1 protein-coding gene is annotated in these 13198 nt (G+C 74.8%); it reads right to left on the bottom strand.

Features of this window, described 5'->3' with window-relative positions; all coding sequences use genetic code 11:
• Positions 1–13198: lonely Cys domain-containing protein (locus B9S57_RS00800; protein ID WP_146057691.1), on the bottom strand; the 13198-nt coding region annotated here is incomplete at both ends.

The following is a 13198-nucleotide window of genomic DNA, read 5'->3' as shown; positions in this document are numbered from 1 at the left end:
GGCGGCCGTCGGACTGGTCATGGTGGCCAGTGAGTCGGCCAGCACGGGCACCGAGGTGCCCGCCTCCGTCACCGAGAGCTCGACCGGGAACGGGCTCCACCAGACGCTCCGGCCCAGCCGCCGGGCGACCAGGTCCGCCAGCCCCTGCGCGGGCCCGCCGAGCCCGTCGAACATCAGGAGGACGGGGGTCGTCAGGGCCTTCTCCCGAAGATCGGCGTCGGCTGCGAGCAGTTCGGCGAACTCCGGACCGGCGATCCGGTACGAGGCGCCGTCGATGCTCACGTCGAGATGACCGTCGTCCTGGAAGTCCACGGATGCCCGCACCAGGTAGGGCTCGGGCTTGTCCTTGCCGGACGCGTCCTGCCCGGCCCACGGCGCGTCGACGATCCCGCCGGGCGCCCGGAAGCGAGCCAGTTCAGGCAGGACGGCCGCCCCGTCCTTCCAGTCGCGGCCCCCGCTCGTGACGCGTGCCGTGTCCGAGGACGCCATCCGCTCGTCGAAGGCGCCCCGCTCCTCCAGGTCGTACGCCGCCGCCACGTCCGGGTCGGCCATGGTCCGGCCCACCGCGAACCCCCGGGTCAGCAGTGCCAGCGCGTCACCCCGCAGCGCCTCGTCGACCTCGACGGCGGGGTCGAGGTGCAGCACCCTGCTGACCAGGAGGTCCGGGGCCGTGCTCAGCGTCTCCTCGGCCCTGACCCGTGCCCAGAACATCCGTGTCCGCTCGGCCGCGCCCACCTCGCCGGGGCCGGAGAGGTCCAGGGCGGCGACGGCCGCCTCGTCCACCGCCGTCGTGTCCTGGAGCCACCGGGCGGCCGTGTGAAGCAGCGGCAGGTCCACGAACCGGCTCACGGGCAGGGCGGATCCCGGCTGCAGTGCCTGCGCCGCCGCGGCCAGCACACGGCGGGTGACCTGACGGTCCACCGCCCCGGACCCGGCCTCGGGGTGCGCGGCGGCCATCCGGCGCAGCAGGTCCGTCGAGAACGGTCCGGTCCGGCCGAGGTCCGGATCGGCGTGCCACATGGCGGCGACCGCACCGGCGCCGCGGATGAGGGCCGCGAAGTCGGCGGCGTCCTCCACGTCGTGACCGAAGAGCATCCGCAGGGCCCGCACCAGGCGCAGCGTCTCGGCCCGGCTGCGCGGTGACGGCTCGCCCTCGAAGCCCGCCGCACGGGCCAGCCGGTCCAGGTCGGCGTCGCGGGGCTCGGGGCGGCTGGTGTCCCACCACCACCGGTCGCCGCGGGCGTCGGTGAAGAGCACCCGCACGGGGTCGCCCGCGTATGTGTGCGCTCCCTGCAGGGCGTAGGAGAGCCGGACCGTGCGTCGTGTGACGTTCGCCAGGTGCTGCCCCAGGGAGATCGCGTCGTCCGCGAGCGGATCGGCGGCGAACGGCACGGGGAAGGAGGCTCCGGTCTGCGAGAGGTCCTCCGTAGCCCTGTCCCGCGGCGTCGAGGAGCTGCAGACCACCATGTCGATCCAGTGGTCCTCGGGAAGACTCGACAGGCTCTTGCGGCGCCGGAGCCACTCCCCCGCCGCGCGCCGGCCGGCCTGCTTCGACGTGCCGTCCGCCAGAGGCAGCACGAGGCGGCCCGGGAGACCGTGGCCCGCGAGGTGGTACGCCTTGTCCTTCGGTCCCGGGTCCTCCAGCGGGAGCTTGGCGGAGTACGTGCCGGTGGCGGGGTTGTAGTGGACGTACTGCGTCATCCGGTCGAGCCGGCTGAAGTCTTCCTCGCGGGACCCGGCGAGTTCGCCGGGCTCGTGCAGACTGCGGCCGGTCTGCTGCCCGGTGAGCGCGCTGACGACGGGCTGGGTCAGGACGTCACGGTGCCAGGACGGAGCGGCGTCGTCGGCGTCGGGCGCCAGTCCGGGCCGCACCGGGACCCAGGAACCGTGCGGCAGCCCGTCCCGGCGGATCACGGCGACGGTGCTCGCAGCCGTCGGCTCGGGGTGGCGGCGCGCCTCGCCGCTGTGCGCCCAGACGGTGTGGCCGGTGCGGTCGGCCAGCTTTCTCGGCAGGTCGAGGTACCGGTCCCCCGCGAAGGGGACGGCCAGCACGATCGGGGCCGTGACCGGCACGCCCTGCCGCGCCAGGTCCGCCGCGACCAGCTCGGCGAAGTCGTCGGCGTCGAGGTCCCTCGTCGTGCCGTCGGGCAGCCGCGCCGTCACCCTGTCGTGGGCACCGTCAGCCAGAACGGCGTACGGGGTCGTGTCCCAAGGCCACGGTGAGAAGCCCGCGGCCCCCGTGGGCAGGAATCCGCCTGACGGGCCGGGAGCGAGGTCGTCGACGAAGAGACCGTCCAGTTCGGCGGTGTCGGGGCCGGTCCAGTTCAGGCCCGGCACCCGGTTGCCGCCCACGGAGACGTGGTGGGCCCGGTCCGCCGCGAGCACACCCTCCTCCTCGAGGTGGAACGCCGTCAGCTCGGCGGCGCCGGCGGCCCGGCCGGCTGCGATCGCCCGCTCGGCCATCGTGTAGAAGTCCCTGCGCATCTCCGGGTCGACCAGCACGTGCGGTTCCAGGCGGAGGATGCGCCGGGCGGACGCGTCGGCGTCGAACGCTCCGGCGCGCAGGGTTGGGTCCTCGCGGCGCAGGGCGTCGAGGGCCTCGACCGCCACCGCGTGGCCCGTCGAGGTGACGGCGATCGTGGCCTGCCGGCCCAGGTCCGCGCGGCTCACCGGCTCGGAGCCCACGGTGGCACCCCGGCCGGGCACACGCGCACGTCCGCGCGAGGTGATCGTGAAGTCCCGCGCGGTCAGCCGCGGTCGGCCCTCCGGCTGGTTCTGCTGAAGGGTGCGCAGCGACTGGTCCAGGAGCTCGACGAACAGGTCGTACGCGGCCCGTGCGCGCTGGTCGCCCCGCTCCCTGGCAGCCCGTTCCCGCTCCTGCGCGGTGCCGGCCCCCCGTGCGTCGGCACCGTATCCGGCGATGTCGGTCTTCGGCAGTGGAACCCGAGTACGCCGGTTACGCAGGCCGGCCTCCGCCACCCGGAACGCCAGCTTTTCGATGTCCGTGCGCGCAGCGGCCGAGGGGCCCGTCTCCCCCTGGCCGTAGTCCACGAGGCTCAGCCGGGGCAGGGGGGCGAGCGGCCCGGCCGAGGAAGCGGCCGCCGGCGCGACGAACACCGGCTGCCCGCCCCCGGTGTCCAGAGCGGTCATGTCCAGCCCCGTCAGATCAAGGTCGTGGAAGTCCGGACCGGTCATGTCCAGGTCGGGCAGGTCCACGTCGAAAAAGTCCGGACCGGCCATGTCGGCGTCGAAAGCGAAGTCGCCCATGTCGACGTCGTCCATGTCGAGGGCGCCCATGTCGACATCGTCCATGTCGATCCGGTCCAGTAGCGGCAGGTCGAGGTCGGGCAGGTCCGCGCCCGTCCCCGACTGTGTCGCGGGGGCCGGCTCCGTCCCCGCGCCGGCTGACATGGCGGGTGGAGCCCACCGCTGCCGCAGGCCCAGCCCGGAGCGGAGGGTGTCGGCCAGTTCCGCCGCGGCCCCGGTGCCGCTCCCCTCGCCCAGCAGGCGGTCGGCGACACGGCGTACGGAGTCGCGGAAGGCGTCGCCCGCGTACCGGGAGTCCGCGAGCACCTCGTGCGGCTCCGCCGGCAGCACCAGGCAGACCGCGGCGTCCCAGGCACGGGTGGCGCGGGCCTCGCCCGTGTCGCCGGGTGCGGTGGCCGCGAAGTCGGCGTAGGCCCCCGACCAGAGCCGCCGTGACGCGCGGGCCGCGGCCGTGTCCATCGGCTCCGACCACACGCCGGGGCGCGCCATCCGCACGCGGAGCAGGTCCAGCGGCGGCAACTCGCCGGCGGGCAGCCGGCCGTCGCCGCGCAGGGCCATCTCGGTCCGCTGCCCCGGGGAGAGCGTGACGCCCAGGTCGCTCAGCTCCTCCTGGCCGACCGTTTCGCCCTCGGCGGGCCCCGGCAGTGCGAGCGGCAGGTCGTCCTCCGCCAGCTGTTCCGCGATCCAACGGCGCCGGACCGCGTCCCTCGGGACGACCGGGGAGACCTGATCCGCGTCGGAGCCGTCGGCCCGTGCGGTGCCCAGCGCCTCGGGTGCGACGCCCAGGGCCAACAGCTCCCGCTCCACGCGCTCCAGCCGCCCGCGGGCCTCGTCGACCCCGGCCCAGGCCTCGGCCGTCGCGGCTCCGTCGCCGCCCCGCTCCGTCACCGCCGCTCGGGCGGCGGCCTCGCCCAGATCCGTCACCTGCTTCCTGTGGGTGTCCCACGCGGCTGCGGTCTCGTCCGCGGCCCTGGGAGCGGGTGTGCCGGGCGGGTTCGGTCCCTGCGGCAGCGGAGGAGCCTGCCCGGCCGTGGCGGGCCGGGTGGGGAGGGCCGGGACCGGTCCCGGCCGGTGCGGGAGCGCCCTGCGGGTGTCCGCTCCGCCCTCGCGTGTGCCGTCGCCCCTGGTGGTCCGGGGGGCCGACTCGTCGAGCAGGGCCTGCGCGTGCTCGTCGGGGAAGAGCCCGTCCCGCGCGACGTTCTCGCGCAACTCCCGCTCGGTGAGCGGGTGGATGTTCCAGTAGCGGCCCCAGTTGTCCGCGTAGTCCAGGGCCGGGTCGTGGCCGGGCACGTCGTCGAGGGCCAGTTGGGCACCGCGCATCACCTCGTGGGCGGTGTGGTGACCCACCGTCAGCGAGATTGCCAGCATCCCGGCCCGGATCAGGCCGAGGTCGAGGTCGACGCCCCACTTCTCACGCATCCGGGCGGCGTGCAGCACGAAGCGGTAGGTGGATCCGGCGGTGCCGGTGGCCACCAGACCGCCCGAGTCCTCGGACACGCCCTGGAATCCGGCGTCCAGCGGGATGTCGTACACCGCCGTCGCCGGTGTCCAGGTCAGCCCGGCCTCGTTGACCGCGAACCGGCGCTCCGCCTCGCTCAGCGGCGGCCGGGCGGTGTCCGGATCCGCCGGAGTCACCACCGACCTCTGCAGTTCGGCGATCTCGGCCTCCTTCTCGGCCGCGGGCCTGTCCGACGCCGAGATCTCCAGAGCACGCCGCATGAACGCGGCGTAGGCCTCGCGCTGCCGCCTGCTCGGCCGCTCCTCGGCGATCAACGGATGCTGTTCCTCGGCGCCGCCGAGCATCTCCGGCACGAGGTCGCTGGATATCCCCTCGTACAGGAACGCCACGAGCTCCCGCAGGTTCCCGCTCCTCAGCACGCGCTGGAGCGCCTCACGGGACGTGCCGACGACGCCTGCCTTCGCTCTGCTGGTATCGCCGAACGTCGCCAGCGCGCGCGGGTGCTCCCGGCGTGCCGCCGCCCACGCGGCGCTCGCCATCCGGCGGAACTCCGCGGTGACCGCGTCGTGTTCGGCCAGGTACTCGCCCAGCCGCCGGTCGAAGGCCACCGACTCCTCGGCGTAGCGGATGCGCGCCATGACCCACGGGGGTGCGTCGCTGTTCCTGCGCTCGGGGCTCGGCTGCGGGGAGCGGCCCGGCGGCCGGGACCGCGCGCGCTCGGCCGTGGTCACGGACTCCGGAGTCGCGGGCCTGGTGACAGGTGCGGTGCTCGGGACGGGCCCGGCCCCCGTCACCGTTTCGGACGTCGGCAGCGCCCCGGCGGGCTCCTCCGCCGGCGCCGATTCGCCGACCGGTGTGCTGCGGCCGGTCGGCGTGGGTGTGACCAGGCGGTGGTCGTCGACGTCGATCGTCACGACGCGTCCCTGGGCGGGGCCGGTCGCGCTGCGCACCCGCTTGGCGGTCTTCGTGAGGCCGAAGTCCCGTACGCCGAGGCGCGGTCCGGTCGTTCCGGCCTGGAAGGTGTCGAGGACCTGGGCCAGCCGGGCCGCGAGTGCCGTGGTGACGGCGTCGGCCCGCGCCCGGCCGCTGGCCTGCGAGCGGTTGCCGTGCCCTGTGACGGTGACGGACGGCATCGGCAGGCCGTGGGCGTGGTTCCAGAGCCCCGCGCGCGCCAGCGCCCGGGCGAGGCCGTCGATGGTGTCTCCGGCGTCGGCGGGCATCTCGTGGCGCTTCTCGTCGAAGTGGACCGTCCGCTGGTGCGGGCGCGGCGCGTGGCCGTGGAGCACCACCGTCGTCAGCGGGTTGGCGACGGCGGGCGGTTCCTCGGACAGCAGGCCCGCGTTGATCTCGTGCGCCGATTCGCCGGGGCGTCTGCTGTACGCGCGGAAGAACCAGAGGTCCTTGCTCTCGATCACCGGCGCGGCCGCCCGGATCAGCTCCTTCGCGCGGGAGCGCGCCCCGGCCACCTCACGCAGGGCCAGCGCGTGTTCCGGGCGGTCCTCGTCGAAGTACCAGGGAAGCTGCTCCGCCCGGTGGACCTCGGCGAGGGCCCGGGCCACCGAGGCGAAGCCCTCCGTACGGGAGATCTCGGCCTCGTCCGCTCCTGTACGCCGCAGTTCGGCGAGGCGGCGCTCGGTCCCGGTGGCCAGCGCGGTGAGTTCGTCCTCGCCGTAGCGGTCGAGGTTCTCGTCGATGACACCGTCCAGGACCTCGGCCGGGATCTCGGTCCCGGAGTGGGTCTCGTTCTCCAGGGTGATCTGGTGGGTGCCGTCCTCGCCCTCCAGCACCACCTGGGCGAAGTGGTAGGGGGCGTGCGGACCCACCCGGTCTCCGGGCTTGGCGTGGTTGTGCGTGAACAACTGCGCGCCGCCGGAGTTCGTGGTGCTGACCGACTGGACCAGATAGCCCTCGCCGACCCCTGCCCAGGCGTATTCGTTGACGCCGATACGCCGCGCGGCCGCGGCCAGCCGGGCCCGCGCCGGGTTGTCCTGGGGCTCGTAGCTCAGGGCACTGCCGTAGCGCTCCCCCGGTGTGGGGGCGCCCACCACGCCCCCGGTGAAGCGGGTGTCCCGGCCAGCCCGGCGCGCGGCCCAGCGGGGGGTGACCTCGGCGGCGGAGCCCGTGCCTTCCGCGACCTCGGCCAGGGCCTGGGCCAGGTGGTGGGTGCCGGTGACCTCCCGGCCGTGCATCCCGTTCACCGGGGCGGTGGCGAGGACGCCGCCGGCGGGGCCCCGGAAGGCGATGTGGGACAGGGGCGCGGCCGGGGCCCCGGCCACCATGCGGGCGAAGTCGCGTGTGAAGGCGTACTCCGAACCGCCGGATGCCGTCAGGAACTCCGGCTCCACACGGAAGAGCGGATCGCCGTACGAGCCGTCCTCCCCCGGCAGCAGCACGCCCACCGACTCGTCGGCCCTGAGCCGCACTCCGGCCCCGGCCTCGGCAAGCCGCGCCGAGGAGCGCTCGATCACCGCGCGGGTGGCGTACGCCTGCCGGCCGCGGCCGGTGGCGGACGTCGCCAGTGTCCGGTCCTCGGAGATGTGCAGGGGCGGCCGGTCGGCCATGAGGACGCTCCCGTGGTCCTGGCGCGGCAGGACCAGCGGGGGCGCGTCCGCGCCGGTGCCGGCCCTGACCTCCCCGACGGTACGCGGGAGCGGCGGGGTGAACAGGACGCCGGTGCCGTGGCGGTCGATGACGCCGTAGTCCCGCGTCGTCAGCGGCCGGGGGCGGCGGGCCTCTGTCAGACGTTCGAGGACCGCCTGGTCGGCCAGTCGGTCGAACTCCGCGTCCCCGTCGCTGTCGGACGTGCCGTCGTCACTGTCCTGAGCGGAGGGGCTGTCGGTGTCGCTCCCGCTGCTGAGGTCGCGGGCCCCGGGCAGGCCGCCGTCCTCGGGCGGGTCCGTGGCGGCCCAGCTCGCGCCGGTGGCGCCGTCGTTCGGCTCCAGCATGAGGTGGCGGGTCCCGGCGGCCGGATGCGTGGCCACGTCGACCGGCGCCTCGGGGTGCCAGACGCGGCGCCCGGTCGTCCCCGCCACGAGGGAGGCGACGGTCGCGGCGTACTGCGGGGGAAGCGCCAGGACGATGTCCGCGCCGCGGGGCCGCCCGGAGTCGTACGAGATGAGCCTGGCCAGCTCCTCGGCGCTGTCCACCCGGAAGGTCCGCCCCTGCAGGGCGATGTCGACACCGTGGCCGGCTCCACGGGCCACGACCAGGTACGGGTTCTGCCACGGGGCGTTCCGCCGGATGACGCGGCCCCTGCCCCGCACGGCGTAGGAATCCGTCTCGGGGGCGGGCTTTCCCGGCCCGGTGAAGTCGCGCCCGACGGGGCTTCCTTCGCCGTCGCGCAGCAGGGTGGCCTCGTCGAGGGCGCCCCGTCCGGTCTCGATCTGACGGTCGATGAAGTAGAGGGCGAGGTCGTCGGTGGTCGCGAGGTCGTCCGAGGAGGCGTCGAGTGCCAGCGAGCCGAGCAGGAGGAGGTCCGCGGTGTCCGGCCGGGTGCCGTTCGCCATGTGCAGGACGTGCCGGGTGACGCGGCTCAGGCCGGTGCGCAGGGCCACCGGCGACGGGTTCGGGCCCGTCTCCGCCCGTACGAGGTCGTACAGCGCCTGCGAGGTCTCCCGCAGCCGGTCGCGGGGAACACGGTCGAGGAGGGGACCGAACAGAGTGCTGAGCCAGCCTCGGCCGGCCCAGACCGGAGGTTCGGCCTCCTCGTCGGACTCGGTGTCGGACTCCGACTCGTCGGACGCCTCGGTCAGTACGGGCAGGGCCTCCCCGGGGGGAAGCGGAGGCGGCACGGCCCCGTCCGGCCCCTTCTGCGGGGAGGGGTCGGGGAGCGACACGGGGTCCACCCAGACCGGTTCCCTGAGTTCCGCGGCTGCGCCCGCCCGTGCGTCGGCCCAACTCGCCCCCTCCGGTGGGGTGTGCGGCGTGATCTCGCCGGCCACAGCGGCCCACAGCTGGAGGTGGCGCGGGCGCAGACCGCTCTGCACGAGGCCGTCGGGGGCCTTCTCGCGGAACGCTCCGAGCAGGCTGCCGGGTGCGTCGAGCCGGTCCGGGTTGCTCGCGTCACGCGACTCGTCCCGCAGGAAGAGCTGGTGGGCGAGCTCGTGCGCGAACTCGGCCGGATCGGCGTCGGCCCACCACGCCCGCTGGTTCATCCGCTGGTGACGGCCGACGAGATCGACCGTCAGGTGGGGGTCGCCGTCGGGCCGTACGGGCTCGACGGTGACGTGCAGCCGGTCGCCGTCGGGCAGCCTGTGGCCCGGCCGGTTGTAGAACTCCTCCACGCCCTGGAGCACCCGTGCCATGACGGCGCCGGTGTCGGTCTGCCCGTCCCCGTCACGGACGGCGAGCCGCACGGTCAGGTCGGTGACGGTCTCACCGCCGTGGGTGAACCGCCGTACGTCGAAGGCGGACCGCACGACGATGCGGGGCCGGTCGTCCAGGCGGGCACGCGGCGCGGGCGGGGCGGCGTCCCGCAGGGGTATGCGCAGCGCCGTGCCGTCGTCGCCCTCCGGCACGAGGTACAGGGCCGAGGAGTCCGCCACGACCCGGTGGGGGGCGGCCTCCTGGTCGAGGTCCTCCAGCACGGGCGCGAGGGTGTCCATGTTCGCGACACGGCCGATCCAGCCGCTGTCGCCGCGCAGGATCGCGCCCGTCGCCGCGTGGACGAAGTCGTGGCCGAAGCGCGTCCACCCGTCGGGCGGAATCTCCAGACCGTCGGGGAGCCTGATGTGCCCGGTGCCCGCGACCTCGTAGGAGAAGGGCTCCGCGCGCGACTCGGCGGCACGCGCGTAGGTGAACCACCGGTTCGGTCGCGTGCCCGAGGTGCCGGGGGCGGGGTCCCCGGCCGTGCGGACCGGGTCCTTGCCCTTCGCGGTGGCGGTGTCCTGCGGCGGACCGGTGGCGGACCGTTCGGTGGCGGCGGGTACGTCCGCCACGGCCACGGCGAACGGGGCGACGCCGCCGAAGCGGGGCCGCATGAGGGTGACCTGGCGGCCGATCGGCCACTGCTCCGCGACCGGGTCGAGTCCGTCGTCCCGGGAGCCCCCCGGCAGGCCGCCAGGCCGGGAGGCGCCGCGCGGACCACGGGTGGCGACGTGCCGGGTCCCGCCCCGGTGGTCGTCCACCGTGATGTTCACGGTGGACGACGCCGCGTCGCCGGTGGACGTCCGGCCCTCGCGTACCGAGACCGGCTCGACGGTGAACCGGTCGGCGGTGACGTGCGGCTGCGGTGTGCCGTCCTGGATGTCCGCGAGCGCGGTGGCGAGCTCCTGCCGGAAGGAGGCCGCGACCGCCTCGGCACGCACCTTCGCGATGTCCCGGCCGACGAGTCGGCCGCTGCGCACGCCGGTGACCCGGACGTCCGGCAGCGGCAGGCCGTTGGTCCGGTTCCACAGGGCCGCCCTGGCCACCACCTTGGCGAGGTGGCGGAGCGCGTGCCCGGCGCTCTCGGGCGTCCCCTGGGCCCCCTTGTCGAAGGCGATGGCCACCGGCAGTGCCTGCTGGCCGCGGAGCACGACGGCGGTGAGCGGATTGGCCTCGGCGGCGGGCGAGTCGCCCAGCAGGTCCGCGTTGGTGTCGTGGGCGGACTCGCCCGGACGTTGCGCGTACATCCGCATGTACCACTGGTGCTTCCCGGCGATGACCGGTTCGAGCTGGCCGATGCGGAGTGCGGCGGCGCGGGTGGCACCCTCCAGTGTCTTCTCGGCCGCGGCACGCTCCGGGGAGCCGGCGGGCACCGCGTTCATCTCCGTCTGCGCCTGCTTGGCCCTGACCAGGGCGAGGGTCAGGTCGAGGTAGCCGCGTACCTCCGTCAGCTGCTTGTCGTCCGCGCCCTCGTCCGGATGCCCTTCGATCTCCTGGCGCAGACGTGCCGCGATCTCCCGCAGCTCCGCCAGATCGTGGTTGCGCAGGTTCGCCTGGACAGCCCTGCGGTGCCGGTGGTTGCGCTGGGAGGCACGGGCGTGGTTCTCCAGGGAGATCTGGTGCGTGCCGTCCTCGCTGGCCAGGACCACGGTGACGAAGTGGTAGCCGAAGTGACCACCGCCGCGACCTGCCTGTGGTTTGGCGTAGTTGTGCTCCAGACTGGGCTGGCCCTGCTCGCCGGAGGCGGCGACGGACTGCACGACGTATCCCTCGCCGATGTCGGCCCACGCGTGCTCGTTGATCCCGATCCTGCTCGCGGCGTCGGACAGGGCGTCGCGCCGTGGGTCGTCCTCCAGGGCGAGGCTGAGCGCGCTGCCGTAGGCGCGGCCGGGCAGCGGGCCGCCGTCACCGCCGGTGGGGCGGTCGTCCCGGCGGACGAGCGAAGCCGCCCACGCCGGGTCCGCCGTGTCCGGCTGTGTGTCACCGTCCGCGAGGTGGCCCAGCGCGTCGGCGAGGTGGTGGGTCCCGGTGACCTCGGCCCCGTCGGAGGCGTTGACCGGGGCGGTGACGACGGGGCCGGCGCCGGGGGCGCGGAAGACCATGTGCGAGGTGCGGGCGGTGTCGGAGAGCATGTCGGCGAAGTCCCGGCAGACCTCCTCGGTGGACTGGCCGGAGCGGGTCAGGAAGACGGGGGTGACGAGGAACAGCTGCCTGCTGCCGCCGCCGGGGACGGGCAGGATGACGCTGAGGTCGTGGTCGGTCCGAAGACGCACCGCGGTGCCCGCCCGGACCAGCTTGACCTGCGCGCGTTCCACGGCCTCCTCGGTCGCGAAGACCTGCTGCCCGTACATGCCGTTCTCGACCGCGAGCGTGCGGTCCGAGGAGATCCGCAGGACGGGCCGCTCGGCGACGAGGGTCTCGTGGTGGTCCTGGACGGACATGGCGAGTTCGGGTGCGTCCTGGGTGCCCGTCAGGGCCCGGGGCGTCTGCCAGCTTCCCTGGATCCCGCCAGGCCTGCGGAAGAGCACACCGCTGTCGCGGCCGTTCACGACGCCGTAGTCCGTCGTGGTCAGCGGCTCGGCCCGACGGGCGTCGACGCCTTCCGGATCGCCTCCGTACATACCGAGGAGGTCCGCGACGTCCCCGTCGCTGCCGTCGTCCGGGTCCGGCAGGACGGAGGCCCACACCGCGCCGATGTCGTCGCCCTCCTCCAGGGGCCCCAGAGTGATGTGGTCGGTGCCGGTGCGCCAGTTGGTCGACGGGCGGGGGGCGTGCTCCGAGTACCGGACCCGGGCACCTGTCAGGTCGGCGACGTGCCGGGCCAGGGAGGCGATGTCGCCGTGCGGCACGACCAGCACGATGTCGGCGCCCTCGGGCCGCGCCGGGTCCCGCGCGATGATCCGGGCGAACTCCCCGAGGTCGTCGAGCGTGAACGTGCCGCGAGGGGTGTGCAGCTGGACCGAGTCGGCGTCGCCCTGGGCGAGGACCGTGTAAGCGCCCTGCCACGGGGCGGGCCAGATGCTCAGCCGGCCGTCCTCGCCCTCGACCGCGTACGAGTCCAGGGGCGGCACCTCGGGCCCGGTGCCGGTCCAGTTGCGGCCGGTGCCGTGGTCGGACACGAGCCGGGTGCTCCGGCCCAGGGCGGCGTCATGGCTGGTCAGGTAGGCGGAGAGGGCTTCCTCGTCGGCCAGTTGGGACGGGGAGGCGCTGAGGGCCAGCGATCCCAGCAGCAGAAGGTGCCGGTCGCTCACCTCGGTGTCCGGGTCGAGGCCCAGGACACGCCGGGCCAGACCGTGCAGGGGATCGCCGACGGCCACGGAGGGGGGCTGCGGGCTCCGCCGGGCGAGTTCCCGCAGGGACAGAGCCGTGCCGACCAGCATCGCCGGCGCGTAGTCGTCCCGGACCGCGGGTCCGAAGAGGAGATCGAGCCAGACCTCGTGAGTGGCCTGCGGGGTGTCGTCCTCGCTGTCGGAGTCGCTGGTGTCGTCGGTGAAGCGGAACTGCGCGAGCGAACCGGCGTCGTCGTCGGTGAAGCGGAAGCGTGCGAGTGCTTCGGCTTCGGCGCCGGAGAGCGTACTCAGCTCGTACGCCTCCTCCTCGCCGGTGAGGCCGGGAAGGCCGCCCTCGGCCGGGGACCCGGGTGAGGGGGGCGGCGGAACGGCGGCGGGGTCCCGCGGAGGCACGGGAGTCGGGTCGGTGCTGCTCGTGTCCGGCGTCCTGGCCGTCCTCGGCTCCGGCGCCGGGGTGCGGGGCAGCAGCGGCACGATGTCGCCTCCCCGTCGGCGGAGCCGGAGGGAGGGGCTGTCGGGGGAAGGCCCGGCGTAGGTGTGGGCAATGCCGTTCTCCTCGATCAGGGTGACGGTGGTGCCGGTGGCGGCCGCGGCCCACTCGGCGAAAGCCCGGTCGGCCTCCGGTCCCCAGGGGGCGGTGGCGAGGTGGCGGCGCAGGTGGCCTTCCAGGGCCTCCGCGCTCGGATCCGGCGCGTCGGGGCGGGTGTTCACGGGCGGCGGCGCGAAGAGGGCGTCACGGTCGCCGGGGTCGCCGGGCAGTCCGTTCAGGCGCATGAGCTGAGCGGGCGGCGCCCCGGCGCGCAGACGCAGCCGGGCC

It is taken from the genome of Streptomyces sp. SM10, assembly GCF_002910915.1.
In the GTDB taxonomy this organism is placed as follows: domain Bacteria; phylum Actinomycetota; class Actinomycetes; order Streptomycetales; family Streptomycetaceae; genus Streptomyces.
Note: the sequence above shows the minus strand (reverse complement) of the source record. Positions and strands in the feature narration are given on the sequence as shown.